This is a genomic window from Thiocapsa rosea (assembly GCF_003634315.1).
In the GTDB taxonomy this organism is placed as follows: domain Bacteria; phylum Pseudomonadota; class Gammaproteobacteria; order Chromatiales; family Chromatiaceae; genus Thiocapsa; species Thiocapsa rosea.
In genome coordinates this window covers 4,241,109-4,259,503 of sequence record NZ_RBXL01000001.1, presented here as the reverse complement: position 1 = coordinate 4,259,503, position 18,395 = coordinate 4,241,109, and the positions used below count along the sequence as shown (strand labels likewise).

Below are 18,395 nucleotides of genomic sequence, written 5' to 3'. Positions count from 1 at the left end.
AAACCACCGGCAGTTTTTGCAGGAAGTATTCCACCGGTGATGTCATTTTCCGGTGAGGCAATGCGGTAGGCGCGGAGCGCGGATGTCCCGCACGCTTCACCGGCGTGCATCCTCGCGGTCGTCCCGGCACAATCGCCTCACCCTCCTCCACATGAGAAGGCCCGCCACGGGTGCAACCGTGCGGGCCGATGGCCGGTGCAACTACGCTTCGAGTGTCATCTCACCGGCGCGGACTACGTTACGCAACAAGGCTGGTTGAGCGCAACGCTTCCGTGCTGTCCGCTGCATCCGCATGGCGATTGCGGCTTTGCGCGTCACGGCACCTATGAGCGCGTCTCCCCGCCCGGCACGCGGGTGGCGCGCTGGTACTGTCCCGAGGGGCATCGCACCTTCAGTCTGCTCCCCGACTGTCTGGCGGCGCGCCTCTCGGGCACCTTGAGCGAGGTCGAGGCGGTGGTGCGTGCGGCCGAGCAGGCGCCGAGTCTGGAAGCGCTGTGCAAGCACCAACGTCTGGACATCGAACTGCCCGGGGCGTTGCGCTGGGTCCGTCGGCGTGTGCAGGACGTGCACGGCGCGTTGCATCGTATCAAGGGTGTTCTCGGGGACACGTTCGCGAACGTGGCGCCGACGCTGACGGCGTTCGCCGACCACCTGGAGGTGGAGCCGGTTCTGGTGGCGTTGCGCGGGATCGCCGCGGCCTGGCTTGACGTGCTGCCCAAGCCGCTCGGATTCGCGCCCCGGCGCCGCCGGGGCCGCAGTGCGCTCCCCCGCCTCCAACACCGTGCGGGGCCTGACCCGCCGGGCTGCCCGGCATAGGGTCCGCGGCGCAGGCAAACCGCCTGCGTCAGCCGCGGAGTGCGTCCATGAGTGACCCGCAGACCGATCTTCAGCACGACATCGCCCTGTTTCGCTACGGGGTGATTGCCGAACTCGTGCAGTGGCCCAAGGAAGAGAAAGGCCTCTACGAGGCGATCCAGACCAAGGCCGAGCGCGACTACGCCATTCCGGGCAGCACCCGCACCCGGGTCGCCGCCGAGACCATCCGCGATTGGCTCAAGGCCTATCGGCGCGGCGGCTTCGAGGCCCTTCTGCCCAAGCCGCGTGCCGATCGCGGTCAGGTGCGCCGCCTGCCCGCGAACGTGGTCGAGGCGCTGCTCGCCGCCAAGGAGGCCAACCCGCAGCTGTCGGTGCAGTTGGTGATCCGCGCGGTGCGCCGGCGCCCCGAGGTCCCGCCCGATCTGCCGCTGCCGCCCTCCACCGTGCATCGCCTGCTCGCCCGTCATGGCCTGATGGACACGGCCAAGACGGCGAGTCAGGCGCAGGACCGGCGCCGCTTTGCCTTCGAGCAGGCCGGGGAGCTGTGGATGAGCGACGTGATGCACGGTCCGGCCGTGGTGGTCGGGGAGCGGGTCAAACGCAAGACCTATCTGATCGCCTTCATCGACGATGCGACCCGGGTGATCCCCTATGCGGCCTTTGCGCTGTCGGAGAACACCCGAACCTTTCTGCCGGTGCTCGCGCAGGCGATCCTGCGCCGCGGCTTGCCGCAGAAGCTCTATGTCGACAACGGCGCCAATTATCGCTCCAAGCAGTTGGCCCTGGTCTGCGCCAAGCTCGGCATCGCGCTGATCCATGCCCGGCCCTATCAACCGCAAGGCAAGGGCAAGATCGAGCGTTGGTTCAAAACGGTCCGTGCGCAGCTGCTGACCCGCCTGACCGAAGCGGATCTGGCGAGCCTCGCGGCACTCAACCGCCGCCTCGCCAGCTGGATCGAGGGCGAGTATCACCACACCCCGCATCGCGGCCTGGAGGGCGCCACGCCGCTCGAGCAGTGGGCGCGCACCGGGGCCGCGGTGCGCTTTCCCGAGCCCGGCCTGGACCTGGCCGATCTGTTCCTGCACGAGGCGGTGCGCAAGGTGCAGAAGGACCGCACGGTCAGCCTCCACGGGGTGGTCTACGAGGTCGACGCCGCCTTGGTCGGGGAGAACATCACCCTGCGCTACGATCCGGACGCACCGCCCGAGCGGCCGATTCAGGTCTGCTTCGAGGGCCGCGCGCACGACCCGGCCCGTCCGGTCCAGACGTATGCGAACTGTTTCGTCAAACGCGATCGTCCCTCGCGCACCTTGGCCGTGGACGGACCGGTCCCCGAGCCCGCACCCTCGGCGCTGCGCCTGCGCGAACTGCCCGAGGCGGATGCCGACACCCTGGAGGGCCGCTGATGTACCGCAAACACTTCGCCCTCACGGCCTTTCCCTTCGATCTGACCCCGCCGCCGGATGCGCTGTTCGCCGCCGCCAGCCTCACCGAGGCCGAGGCACGTCTGAAGCATCTGCTGGAGCTGCGTGCCATCGGCCTGATCACCGGCGAGGCCGGCTCGGGCAAGACCACGGTCTGCCGCAAGGTCGCCGCCGATCTGCATCCGGGCCTCTATCGGGTGTTCTACATTCCGCTGTCCACCGGCAACGTGATGGACATGTACAAGACCATCGGCTGGGAGCTCGGCCTGCCGGTGGAGCGCAACCGCGCGGCGGCCTTCCGCACCATCCGCACCGAGATCACCCGCTTGAGTCTGGAGGCCAAGCAACGCCCCGTCCTGATCATCGACGAGGCCCATCATCTGCGCAACGAGGTGCTCGAGGATCTGCGTCTGCTCACCAACTATCAGATGGATTCGGAGAATCGCCTGTGTCTGCTGTTGGTGGGACTCACGGAGCTGCGTCGCCGTCTGAGCATGGCGGTACATGAGTCGCTCGCCCAGCGCATCGTGGTGCGTCATCACGTGACCGGGCTGACCCGCGAGGAGTTGCCGGCCTATCTGACCCATCGTCTGCGCCTGGCCGGCTGCGAGCTGCCGCTGTTCGAGCCGCCCGCCGTGGAGGCGCTGTTCCAGGCCACCCGCGGCATGCCCCGCAAGGTCAATCGTCTGGCCCACTACGCACTGACCGGGGCCGCGCTGGAACAGGCCCGCCAGGTCACCGCCGAGCACGTGCAGACTGCCCGCGAGGAGGTCGCCCCATGAGCCGGCTCCCCGAACCCTTCACCATCCTCCTGCCCGAGGACTGGACGCCCGAGCAGGCCTGGGCCGTCCAGGATTGCTTGGATGAACTGCTCGTGCAGATCCAGGCGCGCTACGGAGCGGCCGTGCAGCAGTGGCTCTACGGCGAGGACACCGATCCGGATCCGGACCCGCCGCCCGACGCCGTCACCCAACTGGACCTCTTCGAGAACGACTTCGACGATCCGCTGCCCTTCTGAGCGACCCTTGCCCGGCGGGTCGCCACCCGCCGGGCACCCTCCCTACAGGCGCCCGACCCGGGCGCGTCGAACACCGCCGCGACGCACTCCACACACCGCCTTCGCGCTCCTCGGGCTCCTCGCACTCCTCCACCTGCCGACACTGCGCCACCGGGGTGATCAGTGCGGGAAAACCGCGAGCATTCCGCGCGAAACAATTCGGGAATCGGCCGGTGAAATAAAGCGAGCGACAACACCAAGCCGCTTCAGACCGTACTCAAGACACTCAAGCAGATGGCCGGGATGCGCGAGCGATGCATGTACTGCGGGGATTCTCACGGCACGGACATCGAACACTTCTGGCCGAAGACGCCCTATCCGGAGCGGATGTTCCGCTGGCCCAACCTACTCCTTTGCTGTTCGGAATGCGGACGATTCAAAGGGAATGTCTTCCCGTTGGATGCCGGCGCGCAGCCACTATTGGTGGATCCTTCAGAGGTTAACCCTTGGGATTTCATCGACTTCAACCCGGACACCTGCACCTTCGTGGCCCGCTATGACCTCGCCACCGAGGCTCCGTCGGCGCGGGGCGCGAAGACCGTGGATCTACTCCAGCTCGACCGACGCGAAGCCCTGGAGGCGGGCTACCGCAAGACCCACAGACGCATCCTGGCGCTATTCGAACGCGCCCTACAACAGTCGGACGTCGATCCCGACGCGCTCTGCCAAGATCTGAGCGAGGCCGACGATCATGGACTGCTCGGCTGGTACCTTACCGGAACCGGCCAGCACTTGAGTCCGTTTCGCGAGATTCGCGCCAAGCATCCCAAGGCTTGGGACGTCTGCGTCGCCGCGCTGACCTGACAAGTTGACCAAGAGGCAAGACTTGAGGCGCGGATTCTGCCGGACAATCGCCCGACGCGAGTCATCGATCATGTGGCACGATGGGGATGCTAGGTACTCGCGTCGATCGATTGGTCGCCGCTTTTCAGTAGCCCAATGAACGCAACGGACTACCACGCCAAATACATCGCCTACGAGCTCACGCGACGCTTCCCGCCCGACAGTCCGGAGCGGCTTGCCGGTGCGGTCGCCAGCGCTCAGGTTGATCTCAACCCACATCAGGTCGATGCCGCCCTTTTTGCCTTTGCATCGCCCTTATCCAAAGGTGCGCTGCTCGCCGACGAAGTGGGCCTCGGCAAGACCATCGAGGCCGGGCTGGTGCGGCCTCGCTCATTAGGCCGGCCACCCAACCTTAAGGACTCGCGACACCGCTCCGCGGTGTCGCGCATCTCCCCGGCGCTCTGCGCCACGTGCCGGGATCGCCGGAATTACTAGCAAGGGCTCGCCGGGCAGTGTCCAGATCACCGCCCGGGTACACCGACTTCAGTCGCCCGAGCGCGCCCGCACGGCGGACTGAAGTCCGCTCCCCGGGAGCCGACTGAAGTCGGCGTACCCGGGCGTGCAGCCGAAGTTTGGCATCCGGCGGTTGGGGAACCCGAGATGCCTGGACGAAAGGATGACCAAAGCCGAAACTCGCAAAGGTCTCTGATTCCTGTCGCAGGGCGATGTGACGCCTCCCCGGGTGTCGGCATCCAGAGGAACGAGGATCTCGAGTTGGCGGACGCGTTCGCGCCGTTTCTAGGGCTCGCCGAGCACCGATGTCCCATGCGGGAAAGCGATTTCATCCGCTTCCCGTCGGGCGACGAACACGGCAATCTCCTCGACGCGGTCACGCGACGGGCCGTTCAGGTTTCTGCCGTACCTCGCGTCGTAGTGCCCGCAGTAGTCAGCCGCAAGCTTGTAGCCGAGGCGGGGGTCGTCCGGATGCCGCAGGCAGATCCCGAGCGCATCTTCGCACAGCATCAGCGCCTTCGAGTTGACCAGGCGAACCCGGCCCCAATTGACGCTTCTGTAGTCGGGTTGGAATGCCTCGAGCCGTGCCTGAAGCTCCCGCATCGCCCGTGGGTTTAGGTCGCCGCGCGCCGGCAGGTCCGCAAGCAGTGCGCGCACTTGCGCCAACAACGCGGCTTCCGGCTCGGATGTCGGTGCTTCCCCGGTTGTGGCCTGCTCGGCGATCCAGAGTGCGAAGGCGGTCAGTCGTCCGGGCTTTTCGAACCACTTCTTCAGGACCGACAGGCGGACAAGCTCCGCGAAGCCTTCGCGATCGATTTCCTCAAGGATGGAGGCGAGCTTCCGATGAATCGTGAGTGCCATAGGCCATTGAATCGGTCGATGCCGGTGAGGTGGATTGTCGAGGCCAAAAAGGTGATGGATCAACCGCAACCGAGCGGTCGAACGCGGCGGCTTTGGTGTGTGAGACGGGAAGACTCCGATGAGGTGAGCGCGTTTACGCCCCGCTGGTAAGGACTCAGTCAAGCATCCCATGTCGGCCAGGTCGATCACTTCGCGCCGTCGGGTGGACGAGCGCAGTAGGGTGGACAAGCGCAGCGGAGTCCACCAACCAGCGCCGGCGCGGGGTTCGGTGGACTTCGCTCTCGCTCGTCCACCCTACCGGCCTACTACGCCAAACGTCCCGGCAAGATCAGCCGCGTCGAGCCGCTTATGGGTCGCGCGGGCTGGCTCACGCTCTTTGCCTTCAGCGTAGAATCCTTGGAGCAATCAGAGGATCATCTGATCTTCGCTGCCGTGACGGATGAGGGCGAGCCGCTTGATCCCGAGACTGCTGCCCGCCTGATGCCGTTGCCCGGCACGGTATCGCCCCGCGCACCCGACGATAAGCCGGACGCGCGGCAAGGCCAACTTGCCGTGCAGATTGCCGAGCAACGTGGCACGATTGAACGCGGCATTTCGGAGCGCAACGCGCGCAGCGATGGAAGACACGAATGAGATATGAGCCTGTCACCGGAGTGCAACCGGAGATTTTTCGTTGGGCGAGGGTCTCGGTCGGGCTGAGCGTGACCGACGTGGCAGCCATGCTCAAACGCAATCCCGAAGACGTCGCTGCGTGGGAGGCCGGCACCAAGGCACCGACATACCCGCAACTGGAGACGTTGGCGTATCAGGTTTACAAACGTCCGCTGGCGGTCTTCTTTCTTCCGAGCCCGCCGGAGGAGCAGCTACCACAGCGCGAATTCCGAACCCTCCCCGACGCGGACATGCAGACCCTCGCGCGGGATACCTACCTGCATATCCGGCGCGCTCATGCCTATCAGCTTGCCTTAAGGGATCTCGACGACGGCCACAACCCCGCCGAGCATCTCATCTGGAAGAGCGTGTCCCTGGCCACCTCGCAGCCGCTCGCGGAGCAAGCGGAGCGCATTCGCCAACACCTTGGAATCACCCTCGAGAAGCAAATCCGCTGGGCCAGCGATGTTTCGGCACTCAAGGGGTGGCGCAAGGCGATCGAGGATGCGGGTGTCTTTGTGTTCAAAGCGGCCTTCAAGCAGAAGGAGATTTCCGGCTTCTGTCTGGCCGATGACGTCCTGCCGCTCATCTACTTGAACAACAGCACCACCAAGACGCGCCAGATCTTCAGTCTGCTGCATGAGCTCGCGCACCTCCTCTTGAGCATGAATGGCTTAAGCAAGCTGGATACGGGTTACATCGACGCGTTACCCAAGAGAGAACAACGGATTGAGCGTTTCTGCAATGCCATTGCGGCCGAGGTATTGATACCGACGCAGGATTTTATGGCCGAGACGAGACATCTGCCCAGCGACCTGGAGCCAATGACGGATGTGCGCTTCTCAAAGCTCGCGAGCCGTTACGGCGTGAGTCGAGAAGCCGGCCTTGATCATCGATTGGTCCACTGTTGCTAAGCCGCCACAGGAACGAGGTAAGGCTGCCTTGCCGGGCGCGGTCGTCGTCGGGCCGGTCGGGCGGGCCAGGGCATGCGCTCGAGCACCTGCTCGAACAAGGATGGGTGGGGTTGAGCGAAGAAGCGCTCGGCGGCCGTGGTGCCGTCGGGCCGCTTGATCGCAAAGTTGTGCAGGGCGGTCAAGACCTGCTGCTTGCGCGGACTGAGTCGGTGATGCCCGTGCTGATAGAGCGCGAGGAAGCCGTTGCGTCCCTCGACACAGGAGCTGCTGCGCTGGAACAGATCGGCACACTCCCCGGCGACCTGCTCGAGATGGTGACGGGTCTGCGGATCCAGCGACTGGATCGGGTGCGAGGGCTGCCTCAGCGGGGCGAGACGCTGCGCACTCAGTGCTCGGAGTCGATGACGGGGCTCGGCGCGGGTGCTGCGTGCGGCGACGCGCTCCAGATAAAGCGCCGGGATCAGATCGTCGAGCATCGCCTGCTCGATGGCCGGTGCCAGGTCCAGCGCCTGCACCCGGGTGTTGACCATCATGAAGAAGAAGGTCAGCGTGGCGACGAGGCTTTGAGTCAGGCGCTTCGCCTTGGCCAGATGTGCGCAGAGACGCTCGGAAAGATCCGCTTCCTCGGCGATCGCCTCCAGGCGCGCAAACAGCGTTCCCAGACGCGCCTCCAACTGCTCGGGGGTTTGCGCCTGTCCCTGTTGGATCTCGTAGGGATGATCGACCTCGCTGAACGCACCGATCAGGGCTTTGGCCTCGGCGCGGTGCGCGTGGGCCTGCTCGCGCGCAAGGCTGGCTTGGACGTAAGCGCTCAGCGCCTCGTCGATGCGCGCGGCGAACGCCGGCGGGCGCCCGGGGCCGTGGCGGCGCCGATGATAGGCCTGCTCGGCGGCGCATTCGTCTTGCCAGCGCGCCTTCGCCTCGGTCTCCGCCGTCTCGGCCTGTTGCTCGGCGCGCTTCAGCGACAGACTCATCGCCTGGCTGACCTCATGCTGCAGATGAAACAGGTCCGTGGCATGGTGTGCGCCCAGATCACGCTCGACATGCGCCAACAGCCCCTTGGCCTCATCGCTGGTGCCTTGCACCACCGTGACATTCAGCCCCTCGAGTCCACCCTCGAGCGCCCGTGTCCAGGCCGCCGCCGAGCGCTCATCGCTCCTGTGCTCGAGCAGGATGAAGTTCGAGACCGCATCGATGCCCACCAAACGCATGCCGTCTTTCCACGTCTCATCTTCGGCGATGCTCAGTGTGCGATGGGGCATGGCTTGGGCCAGCGTCCCGCGCAGTTCGGTGGCGGCGGTGACGATCTGCTCCTCCAAGCCGGCATGGAACGCCTGCTGCGCACCGTAGGAGGCGCCGATGAATGCCGACAGCCCACTGCGCTCGAGAAAATCGCAGACCACGCGCACGCCCGCGCCGCCCTGCTCGCCGATGCTCCAGTGCGCGGCAACCAGGATCCGGCGCAGCCACACCACGCCCTCGGGCGTCTCGACGAAGGCCGACAGCGCCGCCGGCGCCGATGGCGCAGGGGACGCGTTCCAGTGACGCAGGGTGCTGCGCGCCACGCCGGCGCCGCTGACCGCCGCGCGTTGACTCTGCCCATCCTGCTGGGCTTGCGCCACCGCATGCAGGTGCTTGGCGCGATCCAAGCGATCGTGGATTGGCGTGGGGCGTCGATCTGCACTAGAGTCGACACAGGCAGGAGCATCGGACAACGGCGTTTCCCTCGGTCAGTTTGCACTTCCAAGGGTACGCCTCCCCGGCGCTCCTGCCACTCCTTCAGGATGCTTGATCGCCTACCGAAACACGCGGTTTTGGACCAACCGATGATCAAGGCCGAGAAGCCATACGGCGCCGTTTTCTCGACGCTGGACGGGGCGGCAAGTCGCCCTTGATGCGTTCATCCACCAGCACGGCTGGAAGCTCTGATGGCTGATCCGAAGAAACTGGAGCTGACCTGGATCGGTAAGGAGAACCGGCCACGCCTGGAGCCGCGGATTCTGCTGGAGGATCCGGCGAGGTCTTACCTCTCGAAGCATCGCATGACAGATCACGACATCTTCGACAACCGGCTGATCTTCGGGGACAACCTGCTGGCGCTCAAAGCACTGGAGTCGGAGTTCGCGGGTAAGGTGAAGTGTGTCTTCATCGACCCACCCTACAACACCGGCAGCGCCTTTACCCATTACGACGACGGGTTGGAACATTCCATTTGGCTTTCGTTGATGCGTGATCGCCTGGAGAGCATTCGGCGTTTGTTATCCGATGATGGGTCTTTGTGGATTACTATTGACGATAACGAGTGCCATTACCTTAAGGTGTTGTGCGACGAAGCCTTTGGGAGAAACAATTTCGTTTCCAATGTTGTCTGGCAAAAGACGCTGACCCGCAGGAATGATGCTCGCGCCCTTTCAACAGCGCACGATCACGTTCTAGTTTATTCTAAATCGTTCGATAGGTTTTTCGTCAATAAACTAGACTCAAGTGATAAGCAAAGAGCGACATACCAGAACCGCGACAACGATCCAAGAGGGAACTGGTTAGCCGTACCATTCCATGCACCGAACATCCGGCCTAATTTAACTTACGAAATTATCACGCCTAGCGGTAGATCTTTGTGGCCACCTAAGGGTAGATGCTGGAGCACAACAAGGGAGAGATTCGAAGAGCTAGTTGCTGACAATCGGATCTACTTCGGGCTTGATGGAAACGGAATGGCCCAGCGGAAAAAGTTCTGGAACGAATCTGAAAACAAAATGGTTCCATGGACTTGGTGGGGCTATGAGGAAGCTGGAGACAACCGTGAAGCTAATCGTGAGGCCAAGGAAATTTCTGAGTTAGCAGGAATTGAATCGAAATTCGATACGCCCAAGCCAGAGAAACTTCTGAAGCGCATCCTTGAAATCGCCTCTAATCCCGGTGATCTAATCTTGGACTCCTTCGCCGGCTCCGGCACCACCGGCGCCGTCGCCCACAAAATGGGCCGCCGCTGGATCATGGTCGAGCTTGGCGAGCACTGTCACACCCACATCATCCCGCGTCTGAAGAAGGTCATCGACGGCGAGGATCCCGGCGGCATCAGCAAGGCGGTCGACTGGAAAGGCGGCGGCGGTTTCCGCTACTACCGGCTCGCGCCCTCGCTGCTGGAAAAGGACACCTGGGGCAACTGGGTCATCAACCGCGACTACAACGCCACCATGCTCGCCGAGGCACTGTGCAAGCTGGAGGGCTTCATCTACGCCCCGTCGGATACCCTCTACTGGCAGCACGGCTACTCGACCGAGAGTGACTTCATCTATATCACCACTGCCAACCTGAATCATGAGCAGCTTGAGCAACTGAGCGACGAGGTCGGACCCGAGCGTAGCCTTCTGGTGCTCTGTACGGCCTTTCGTGCCCGAACCGACCTCTACTCCAATCTCACGGTCAAAAAGATCCCCCGACAGGTCCTCTCGCGCTGCGAGTGGGGCCGCGACGATTACTCGCTTCGGGTGGAGAACCTGCCGAGCGCGCCCGTGGCACCAGGCCAGTTGGAACTGTTCGGCGAGAAGGAGTCGCGATGAGCCGCAAGAAGGTGGCCCAGGCACCCGAAACGATGTTGGCAGCCAGTGCTTTGCTGTCGCGTATTCGCGAGATCTGGGAAGCCGCCCGCTCGCAGGCGGTGCGCTCGGTGAACTCTTCTCTGGTAAGGGCCAACTGGCTGATCGGGAAACAGATCGTTGAAGCCGAGCAAGGTGGGGAGTTCCGCGCCGAGTACGGCGCCGCCTTGCTGAAGGAGTTGTCCGCACACCTGATCAAGGAGTTCGGTAGCGGCTTTTCAGTGAGTGCGCTCCAATACATGCGTGCCTTCTATCGGGCTTACCCCGAGTTGCTTGTCACGATTCAACACGCGGTGCGTGTTGAATCCGGCGCAGGGCTGGTGGGCAGTGTCGCGCAGATTCAACACGCGGTGCGTGGCGAATCCGCTGCGTCCGGTGCGGGCTGGACTCCAGGCCAGCTGCACAATGGGTTATCTTGGACGCATTACCGGGCGTTGCTAAAGGTCGAGCGCCGCGAGGTGCGTGATTTCTACGAGATTGAGACTGTGCGCAATGGCTGGTCGGCGCGACAATTAGAGCGCCAAATCAACTCGCTGCTGTTCGAGCGACTGCTCAAGAGCCGCGATAAGGTCGGCGTATCAAAGCTGGCAAACGAGGGGCTGATTCCCTGTCGCCCGCTGGATGCGATCAAGGATCCCTACGTACTCGAGTTCCTGAATCTTCCCGAATCGCACCGGCTGGTCGAGTCACGGGTCGAGGAGGCGCTGATCTCCCGGTTGCAGGACTTTCTGCTCGAATTGGGAAGTGGCTTTGCCTTCATCGGCAGACAGGTGCGGCTAACGTTGGACGGTGACCACTTCTATCCGGACCTGATCTTTTATCACGTCAAATTGAAGTGCTATGTGGTGATCGACATCAAGGTCGCGAAGCTGACCCACGGGGACCTCGGGCAGATGCAGATGTACGTGCACTATTACGACCGCGAAATTGCCGGTGTGGACGATCAGCCGACCATCGGGCTCATCTTATGCGCAGACAAAAATGAGGCCATGGTCCGCTACGTGCTGGATGACAAGTCTAGCCAGATTTTCGCCAGCCGCTACCAGTTTCAACTTCCCAGCGAGGAGGTCTTGCGGGCTGAACTGCGGCGCGAGTTGGATGAACTGGATGGACCGGGAGCTGGCGCATGACTGAGCGAGGGATCACTCGTATTTTCGGCGATTGTGGAACGGGGCGCGGAGCGCCAAGGGGAATGCGTGACACCGCAGAGCGGATGTCACGAGCAGCTTATGTTTGGCCGACCCGTGCAACCAGCCAGGGCGCTGATCGACGCCTAAACCTCGGTAATAATTCCGCACGGTCCAAATGCCAAGGTGAAGCATGAACAGAGAGCAGGTTTTGTCGGTGTTGAATCAACACCGGGACGAGATCCAGCGGCGCTTCGCCGTTAAACACCTATCACTCTTCGGGTCGGCGGCACGGGATCAACTCCATGCGGGCAGCGATATCGACGTGCTCGTGGAGTTTGAAGGGCCGCCGACCTTCGACGGCTATATGAACCTCAAGGACTTCCTGGAGGCGTTGTTTGCAACCGAAGTCGACCTGGCTACTATACCTCTTATAGGCATGAACTGCACTTTCCTCATGTCGACTCTCATCAATGCTCGATAACGTTTTGACTCCGAGTTAAACTTGTCGCTACCGACGAGCCACCTTGTAGTTTTTTTACGACGATGATCAGAATCGAGTTCTCCGAGCAGGATCTGAAGAAAATACAGCAGTTGCGTTACGCGCATCCACACCCAAGGGTGCGCAGGCGAATGGAGGCGCTGTGGCTGAAGAGCCAGGGCCTTGCGCACCGGGAGATTTGTCGGCTCGCGGGAATTTCCAGCAACACTTTACGGCAGTACCTCGGAATGTTTCAATCCGGCGGTATCAAGAGGCTGACGGAGCTCAACTTCTATGCCCCGACGAGCGAGTTGGAGCAGCATCGCTATCGACTCGAAGTCCATTTCCGCAAGCATCCGCCTGCGACCATCAACGAGGCGGCGACCATGATCGAGGAGCTGACGGGAATCAAGCGCAGTCCGAGCGCCGTGGGGCGGTTTCTCAATTCGCTCGGCATGGCTCCGAGAAGAGTTGGAACCATACCCTCGAAAGCCGACCCTGAGGAGCAAGAGCATTTTCGTATCAACAAGTTAGAGCCGCGACTCGAAGAAGCGAGACAGGGCAAACGCGCTATTTTTGGCTCTCCCGGAATTCAGGGAAAGCGCTAAAATATTTAAAAACATGACGTTGTAGTCATTTTGACCGAACACGTTGGTTGAAAATATCGCTGGACGCACCCCGTCCAAGCCATTTTTAAGCGGTTGTTTTTCATTGATCAGCGCGCGAAAACCCGATAACCGCACAGATCGAGGTACACCCTCTGGTAGAGCCGGCGCAGGTTGCTCAAGCCATAGCACCGCCGTTTTAATACTTTGATCTTGTTGTTGAGACCTTCGACGAAACCGCTCGTGTGTCGTTCGGTAAAATAATTGGTGATCTCGTCCCAATGACGGCGCAACGTTTTCAGGAAGGATTGAAAACACGTCATCTCGGCGTTCTTGACCCGTCGCATCCAGCCACTGAGTTTGCGCTTGGCCTGACCTTTGGACAGGGGCATGTCGTAGACCTCGGTGAGGGCTTGGCTGAGGGCATGAGCTTGCGCGAGTTGCGGGGAATAGGCGAACAACCGGGCGCGGATCCGCCGTTCCTCGGCGCTCAAGTCGGATTCGCGCTTGCGCAGGATCCAATGGACGTTCTTGAGCCCGCCGTACTCGGTTTTCGACAGGTCGCGCTTGAGCCGGCGCAGTTCTGTCTTGCGCAACGTCTCCACGGCGTCGCGATACAAACGCGCGACATGGAAGCGATCGGCGCAGATGGCGACGTGCGTGCCGAAGACGGCCTTGGCCGCACCGATGAAGCCGCTGTACAGGTCGGTGCACACGACGCGAACGGTGCGCCGCAAGGATTTTGGGATCGTGCGCAAAAACGCCTCGACGGTCGCGCGCTTACGGTCCTTGAGCACGGCGAGGATGCTCAGGGTGTCCTCGACCCTGGCGCTGACGATCACCACGAAATTGCCGTGGCCTTTGGTCAAGGCGATCTCGTCGAGCCCGAGCACGGGCAGCGCCGTGAGCGTCGTCCAGTCGATCTGGCTCGGGACGCACCGATCGAGAATACCGTCGAGGTGCTCCGGGGTGACGGCCTCCTTGTGCGCGACGTCTTCCAGGGTGCTGTTGATCAGGGCGCGCATCAGGCTGTGTTCGAACGCACGGGTGAAGCCGCTGCGCGGGTCGTACCAGTCCACCCGTTGGGTGGTGGTGGGATGATCCCGGCAATCGGGGCAGCGATACCGTTTGGGACGAATGAGAATTTCGGTGCGATGCTCGAAGATCGACAGATGGCGCAACCGCCGTTCTTCACCGAGTCCATGCGGCTCGGTGATGCGTCGGCCGCAGCTCCGGCACTGCGTGCCCTCCTCGGTGCTGTGCACATGAATTTCCAGCACAGCGGCGTCCGTGATCTCGACGCGGTCGATGGCGATCTGCGGCAGTCCGAGCAGGCGCAGGAGTTGGCTCTGGTCAATCATCGGTTTTCCATTGAGTTAAAAGCGTTCGAATGGAAGTTTACCAAGATTGGCTGCGTAGAACACTGATTTTACTAAACTTGGCGTTCCCTGAGATCCGGGAGAGCCCTATTTTTTTGTCGATGCTGCTCACTTTGTATTGGGTGCCTTTCTCGGTATTCTGTGGTCATTCTCCCGTCTCTTTGTAAAGACTTCCGCCGGGAGGAAGCGTTTCAATGTGCTCGGTGCGCTGAACGCGATCACACATGAACTGGTGATGGTGACGAACGATACCTATATCACCGCAGAAAGCGTCTGCGACTTGTTACGACGCATTGCTATGCTGAATCTCGACGTGCCGATCACGTTGGTTATGGACAATGCGCGCTATCAGAAGTGCAATATCGTCACAGCGCTGGCTTCGCAACTGAATATCGAATTGCTTTATCTTCCCGCCTATTCACCGAATTTAAACCTGATCGAGAGGCTGTGGAAGTTCGTCAAGAAAAAAGTCCTCTACTCGAAATACTACCCCAATTTCGCCGAGTTCCGAGATGCAATCACCGACTGCCTAAAACAAACGCACACCACGCACAAGAAGGAGCTGGACTCTTTACTCACGCTGAAATTCCAGGCATTCAAGAAATGCGAGCTTGTGCCTATATGAGGTATAACGAAATGATCAAGCCCCGCTTGCGTCGTCATATCGAGAAGGATCTACTCCATGTCGCGTGAAGGAGGTGGTTCGTGACCGTCCGCCATGTGAACGCCATCGCCGGCCGCCTGAGCCTGCGCCCGCCCCAGCGCCGATCGCTGGAGATCCTGCATCGGATCATGGACATCACGCCGCCCGGAAAGGCGCCCGACGTCGCCGCCGTGCTGGACATCATCCGCGGAGAGTTCCCTTCGGTCGCGGATTTCGAGCGGGACTTCCCCTCGCTGTGTTTCGCGCTCGCGACCGGCGTGGGCAAGACCCGGCTCATGGGTGCCTTCATCAGCTATCTGCATCAGGCGCACGGGATCGACAACTTCTTCGTGCTGGCGCCCAACCTGACCATCTACAACAAGCTGATTACGGACTTCACGCCGAACACGCCGAAGTATGTCTTCCGGGGCATCGCCGAGTTCGCGACCAACACACCCATGGTCATCACCGGCGACACCTACGAGCAACAGAACGTCACCGGGCCCGGCCTGCTCGGGACGGTGCGGATCAACATCTTCAACATCTCCAAGATCAACTCGGAGGTGCGCGGCGGCAAGGCGCCGCGCATCAAGCGACTGTCGGAGTACATCGGCACCAGCTATTTCGACTATCTGGCCGGACTGCCGGATCTGGTGCTCCTGATGGACGAGTCGCACCGCTACCGCGCGAGCGCCGGGATTCGGGCGATCAACGAGCTTCGTCCTATCCTCGGGCTCGAGCTGACGGCCACGCCCTATGTCGAGACCAGCCGGGGCGCCGTCGCCTTCAAGAACGTGATCCTCGACTACCCGCTGGCTCGCGCCATGGCCGATGGCTTCGTGAAGGAACCGGCGGTTGTCACACGCAAGGACTTCGACCCCGGCGGGATGTCCGCCTCCGAGATCGAGCGGCTCAAGCTCGAAGACGGGGTGCGCCTGCACGAGGGGGTGAAGGTCGAGCTGGAGACCTATGCGCGTGCAACCGACAAGCCCATCGTCAAGCCTTTCGTGTTGGTCATCGCCCGCGACACGACCCATGCGGGCGAGTTGCTGGCGCTTATCCAGTCCGATGCCTTCTTCGAGGGGCGTTACAAGGACAAGGTCATTCAGGTGGATTCCAGCAGAAGCGGGGCCGAGGAAGAGGCCATGATTGCCCGCTTGCTCAAGGTCGAGCATACCGAGGAGCCGACCGAGATCGTGATCCACGTGAACATGCTCAAAGAGGGCTGGGACGTCACCAATCTCTACACCATCGTGCCCCTGCGCGCGGCCAATGCCCGCGTCCTGATCGAGCAATCCATCGGCCGGGGTTTGCGCCTGCCTTACGGCGTTCGAACCGGTGTGACCGCCGTTGATCGCCTGAACATCGTCGCACATGACCGCTTTCAGGAGATCGTGGACGAGGCCAAGCGGCCGGGGTCGGCGATACAGCTCCAGACGGTCGAGCTGGACATCGACCAGCTCGCGCAGAAGACCGCCACGGTCGTCTCCCAGTCCCAGTTGGCGAGCCAGCTGGGTTTCAAACCCGCGACGCCGACCAGCAGTACCCTGGTCGCCGGCGACGACCAACCCCCAGCCTTCGACAAACCCGCGGAACAGGCCATTGCGCAACTGGCCTACGCCGCGATCAAGCGGCTGAGCGGCGACCCGCAAACCGTGCCGGCGGTCGAGTACCTGAAGACACCCGAGGTCCAGGCCGCGATTGTACAGGCCGTGGAGGCCCAGCGTACCCCGGCTCAGTTGGCTCTCCAGGGCCTCGCCGAGGAACCGGACATCGCCGCCGTCGTTGCCAAGACCGTCGATTTGGTCGCGCAGCAGACCATCGACATCCCGCGCATCCTGGTCGTTCCCAAAGGCGAGGTTCGCTCCGGATTCAAGCCCTTCACGCTGGAGCTGGCGACCTTGCGGTACGCGCCGGTCTCCGACGAATTATGGGTCCAGCACCTGCGCACCGGGCAACGCGACGTCGTGACACTGGGACAGGGCGGCTTCGATGAAGCCCGGTTGGAGGACGACCTGGTCAGTGGCCTCATCGACTTCGACGACATCTCCTACGATGACCACGCGGACCTCCTCTATGATCTGGCCGGGCAGACCGTCCAGCACTTTCTGAGCTATCTCGCCGAAGACGACACACGCAAGGTGCTGCGCTGCTACCAGCAGCCCATCGCCGACTTCATTCATGCGCAGATGCAACAGCATTAGTTCGAGGAGACCGACGGGGGTTACGAGGTCAAGATCAGCAAGGGCTTCACCGAGCTGAAACCGAGCGCCTACAGCTACGCAGTCAAGGATCCGCCCGCGAACTACCGCGTTGCACCTGCGGACAAGAGCAACATGAGCCGTTACCTCTTCGGCGGTTTCGAACGCTGCCTCTATCCGCTCCAGAAGTTCGAATCAGATGCCGAGCGCAAGCTGGCCGTGATCCTGGAGCGCGAGGCGGTCAAGTGGTTCAGACCCGCCCGCGGACAGTTCCAGATCTATTACCGCGACGGCGCCGAGCATCGCGAATACCAGCCCGACTTCGTCGCCGAAACGGACGCAGCCGTCTACATGCTGGAGCCGAAGATGCGCAAAGAGATGGGCGATACGGCTGTCCTCGCCAAGAAAGAAGCCGCGCTGCGCTGGTGTGCCAACGCCTCGGTTCACGCGCTCGCCCATGGCGGCAAAGCCTGGCAGTACCTGCTGATCCCACATGATGCGATCGCGGAGAACATGACCCTGAGCGGCCTTGCCAACCAGTTTGGAGATTAGCGGATGGCTGCATCCCCCCGACGCATGCGTGCTGCGCCGCTGTCTATTTCGAGGCTGTCGCTCATGATCCTTGCCTTGTGGTCGTACTGGTTATCGAGGAGGATCGTATCTTCCCTTTCGAAAGCGCTTGAGTTGACTCATCCATGAAGACCCTTCTTCCCCTTACCCTTCTCCTTGTCGCGCTCGCCGTTGGCGCCTGCACGACCAACCGTCCGGGTGCCGTTGCGAGCGCCGAAACGCCGTCGGACGGACCCACGGTCTACGGACAGCTATCGGTCTCGGTGGATCACGCCGCGACTCGGTGACGGAGCTTCAGAGCTCGTCCCACGCAGGATAGGTCAATCTCGGAATCCGTGGCGTTTCGACGCGGTAGCGGCAGTGGTGGGAATAGGCTTCGAAGATCGTGATTTGGGTCTCGGGGGTCGGGAGATGTCGCCATGTCGCGCCCCCCTCACCCGGTCGTCGTGCCGGTCGGACCCTCATCGCGGGCCTCTTGGGAAGAGGTCGGTGAACCTCCCGAACGCGCCGCCTCGGCCTTGCGCGCCTCGTCCTCCCGATTCATCCGACGCAGCAACCAGAGCTCCCGGAGCAGGAAGCCCATGATGACGCCCGCGGTCAGGAGCGCCTTGAGAAGCATCAAGGTTCCGGTGCTGATCATGGCTCGGGCATCTCACTTGGACCTGATGGCAGGGTCTCCGGTCGGTGCCGACCGGCGAAGTTGCTACCGCGTAGAGATGCCTGACGATCAGGCGGACTTCAAGAGCAGCCTGCCGATGAAATGGCCGGAAG

Annotated in this window: 18 protein-coding genes and 1 pseudogene; 15 read left to right on the top strand and 4 right to left on the bottom strand. The window is 62.2% G+C overall.

Annotated elements, in window-relative coordinates; all coding sequences use genetic code 11:
• Positions 1-195: 195 nt before the first annotated feature.
• The 6 genes from BDD21_RS19070 to BDD21_RS19045 all read left to right on the top strand — a co-directional run bounded on the left by BDD21_RS19070 (position 196) and on the right by BDD21_RS19045 (position 4,575).
• The gene (locus BDD21_RS19070) at positions 196-816 is read left to right on the top strand and encodes a hypothetical protein (protein ID WP_120796895.1); all 621 of its coding nucleotides are present in this window, start codon (positions 196-198) and stop codon (positions 814-816) included.
• 47 nt (positions 817-863) lie between these two features.
• Positions 864-2,222, top strand: coding sequence for a DDE-type integrase/transposase/recombinase (locus BDD21_RS19065; protein WP_120797115.1), 1,359 nt, complete (start codon positions 864-866; stop codon positions 2,220-2,222).
• On the top strand, positions 2,222-3,022 hold the full coding sequence (locus BDD21_RS19060) for an ExeA family protein (RefSeq protein ID WP_120797114.1): 801 nt from the start codon (positions 2,222-2,224) through the stop codon (positions 3,020-3,022). Before BDD21_RS19065 ends, BDD21_RS19060 begins: the two co-directional genes overlap by 1 nt.
• The gene (locus BDD21_RS19055; protein ID WP_120796898.1) at positions 3,019-3,258 is read left to right on the top strand and encodes a hypothetical protein; all 240 of its coding nucleotides are present in this window, start codon (positions 3,019-3,021) and stop codon (positions 3,256-3,258) included. Before BDD21_RS19060 ends, BDD21_RS19055 begins: the two co-directional genes overlap by 4 nt.
• 282 nt (positions 3,259-3,540) lie before the next feature.
• On the top strand, positions 3,541-4,101 hold the full coding sequence (locus tag BDD21_RS19050) for an HNH endonuclease family protein (protein WP_147431149.1): 561 nt from the start codon (positions 3,541-3,543) through the stop codon (positions 4,099-4,101).
• 135 nt (positions 4,102-4,236) lie between these two features.
• Positions 4,237-4,575, top strand: coding sequence for a hypothetical protein (locus tag BDD21_RS19045; protein WP_211335100.1), 339 nt, complete (start codon positions 4,237-4,239; stop codon positions 4,573-4,575).
• A gap of 303 nt (positions 4,576-4,878) precedes the next feature.
• Here BDD21_RS19045 and BDD21_RS19040 read toward each other — a convergent pair whose 3' ends face one another.
• Positions 4,879-5,454, bottom strand: a complete 576-nt coding sequence (locus tag BDD21_RS19040) for a hypothetical protein (protein WP_120798502.1) — start codon at positions 5,452-5,454, stop codon at positions 4,879-4,881.
• Positions 5,455-5,802: 348 nt separating this feature from the next.
• On the opposite strand from BDD21_RS19040, the gene BDD21_RS19035 reads away from it, so the two are divergent.
• Together BDD21_RS19035 and BDD21_RS19030 are read left to right on the top strand one after the other, a co-directional pair.
• Positions 5,803-6,087, top strand: coding sequence for a hypothetical protein (locus BDD21_RS19035; protein WP_120798501.1), 285 nt, complete (start codon positions 5,803-5,805; stop codon positions 6,085-6,087).
• Positions 6,084-7,019 (top strand): ImmA/IrrE family metallo-endopeptidase, encoded by a 936-nt coding sequence (locus BDD21_RS19030; RefSeq protein WP_120798500.1) that lies wholly within the window; start codon positions 6,084-6,086, stop codon positions 7,017-7,019. The genes BDD21_RS19035 and BDD21_RS19030 overlap by 4 nt, the downstream gene beginning before the upstream one ends.
• Here the strand turns inward: BDD21_RS19030 and BDD21_RS19025 are convergent.
• On the bottom strand, positions 7,016-8,668 hold the full coding sequence (locus tag BDD21_RS19025; RefSeq protein ID WP_120795595.1) for a DUF6399 domain-containing protein: 1,653 nt from the start codon (positions 8,666-8,668) through the stop codon (positions 7,016-7,018). The two genes, BDD21_RS19030 and BDD21_RS19025, sit on opposite strands and share 4 nt — an antisense overlap.
• Positions 8,669-8,947: 279 nt before the next feature.
• On the opposite strand from BDD21_RS19025, the gene BDD21_RS19020 reads away from it, so the two are divergent.
• The 4 genes from BDD21_RS19020 to BDD21_RS19005 all read left to right on the top strand — a co-directional run bounded on the left by BDD21_RS19020 (position 8,948) and on the right by BDD21_RS19005 (position 12,834).
• Positions 8,948-10,582 carry a site-specific DNA-methyltransferase gene (locus tag BDD21_RS19020; RefSeq protein ID WP_120798499.1) on the top strand — a complete coding sequence of 545 codons (1,635 nt, stop codon included), beginning with the start codon at positions 8,948-8,950 and terminating at the stop codon, positions 10,580-10,582.
• Positions 10,579-11,748 (top strand): PDDEXK nuclease domain-containing protein, encoded by a 1,170-nt coding sequence (locus BDD21_RS19015; protein WP_211335099.1) that lies wholly within the window; start codon positions 10,579-10,581, stop codon positions 11,746-11,748. Before BDD21_RS19020 ends, BDD21_RS19015 begins: the two co-directional genes overlap by 4 nt.
• A gap of 190 nt (positions 11,749-11,938) precedes the next feature.
• The gene (locus BDD21_RS19010; RefSeq protein ID WP_120798498.1) at positions 11,939-12,229 is read left to right on the top strand and encodes a nucleotidyltransferase family protein; all 291 of its coding nucleotides are present in this window, start codon (positions 11,939-11,941) and stop codon (positions 12,227-12,229) included.
• 62 nt (positions 12,230-12,291) lie between these two features.
• A complete protein-coding gene (locus BDD21_RS19005; RefSeq protein WP_120798497.1) occupies positions 12,292-12,834 on the top strand; it encodes a helix-turn-helix domain-containing protein in 543 nt (180 codons plus the stop codon).
• A gap of 107 nt (positions 12,835-12,941) precedes the next feature.
• Here the strand turns inward: BDD21_RS19005 and BDD21_RS19000 are convergent, their stop codons facing one another.
• On the bottom strand, positions 12,942-14,192 hold the full coding sequence (locus BDD21_RS19000; protein WP_120798496.1) for an ISL3 family transposase: 1,251 nt from the start codon (positions 14,190-14,192) through the stop codon (positions 12,942-12,944).
• Positions 14,193-14,301: 109 nt separating this feature from the next.
• Here BDD21_RS19000 and BDD21_RS18995 point away from each other — a divergent pair.
• The 3 genes and pseudogenes from BDD21_RS18995 to BDD21_RS28750 form a co-directional block, all read left to right on the top strand.
• Positions 14,302-14,835 (top strand): annotated as a pseudogene (locus tag BDD21_RS18995) (IS630 family transposase); the annotation flags it as partial.
• 80 nt (positions 14,836-14,915) lie between these two features.
• Positions 14,916-17,057, top strand: coding sequence for a DEAD/DEAH box helicase (locus BDD21_RS18990; RefSeq protein WP_245969689.1), 2,142 nt, complete (start codon positions 14,916-14,918; stop codon positions 17,055-17,057).
• Between the two features lie 132 nt (positions 17,058-17,189).
• The gene (locus BDD21_RS28750) at positions 17,190-17,606 is read left to right on the top strand and encodes a hypothetical protein (protein WP_245969688.1); all 417 of its coding nucleotides are present in this window, start codon (positions 17,190-17,192) and stop codon (positions 17,604-17,606) included.
• Positions 17,607-18,057: 451 nt separating this feature from the next.
• On the opposite strand, the gene BDD21_RS18985 is transcribed toward BDD21_RS28750, so the two are convergent.
• On the bottom strand, positions 18,058-18,264 hold the full coding sequence (locus BDD21_RS18985; RefSeq protein WP_120798495.1) for a hypothetical protein: 207 nt from the start codon (positions 18,262-18,264) through the stop codon (positions 18,058-18,060).
• Positions 18,265-18,395 lie beyond the last annotated feature (131 nt).

Coding starts and splice junctions, on each gene's coding strand:
- BDD21_RS19065 (WP_120797115.1), top strand. CDS start 864: ATGAGTGACCCGCAGACCGATCTTCAGCACGACATCGCCCTGTTTCGC.
- BDD21_RS19060 (WP_120797114.1), top strand. CDS start 2,222: ATGTACCGCAAACACTTCGCCCTCACGGCCTTTCCCTTCGATCTGACC.
- BDD21_RS19055 (WP_120796898.1), top strand. CDS start 3,019: ATGAGCCGGCTCCCCGAACCCTTCACCATCCTCCTGCCCGAGGACTGG.
- BDD21_RS19050 (WP_147431149.1), top strand. CDS start 3,541: ATGCGCGAGCGATGCATGTACTGCGGGGATTCTCACGGCACGGACATC.
- BDD21_RS19045 (WP_211335100.1), top strand. CDS start 4,237: ATGAACGCAACGGACTACCACGCCAAATACATCGCCTACGAGCTCACG.
- BDD21_RS19040 (WP_120798502.1), bottom strand. CDS start 5,454: ATGGCACTCACGATTCATCGGAAGCTCGCCTCCATCCTTGAGGAAATC.
- BDD21_RS19035 (WP_120798501.1), top strand. CDS start 5,803: ATGGGTCGCGCGGGCTGGCTCACGCTCTTTGCCTTCAGCGTAGAATCC.
- BDD21_RS19030 (WP_120798500.1), top strand. CDS start 6,084: ATGAGATATGAGCCTGTCACCGGAGTGCAACCGGAGATTTTTCGTTGG.
- BDD21_RS19020 (WP_120798499.1), top strand. CDS start 8,948: ATGGCTGATCCGAAGAAACTGGAGCTGACCTGGATCGGTAAGGAGAAC.
- BDD21_RS19015 (WP_211335099.1), top strand. CDS start 10,579: ATGAGCCGCAAGAAGGTGGCCCAGGCACCCGAAACGATGTTGGCAGCC.
- BDD21_RS19010 (WP_120798498.1), top strand. CDS start 11,939: ATGAACAGAGAGCAGGTTTTGTCGGTGTTGAATCAACACCGGGACGAG.
- BDD21_RS19005 (WP_120798497.1), top strand. CDS start 12,292: ATGATCAGAATCGAGTTCTCCGAGCAGGATCTGAAGAAAATACAGCAG.
- BDD21_RS19000 (WP_120798496.1), bottom strand. CDS start 14,192: ATGATTGACCAGAGCCAACTCCTGCGCCTGCTCGGACTGCCGCAGATC.
- BDD21_RS28750 (WP_245969688.1), top strand. CDS start 17,190: ATGAGCCGTTACCTCTTCGGCGGTTTCGAACGCTGCCTCTATCCGCTC.
- BDD21_RS18985 (WP_120798495.1), bottom strand. CDS start 18,264: ATGATCAGCACCGGAACCTTGATGCTTCTCAAGGCGCTCCTGACCGCG.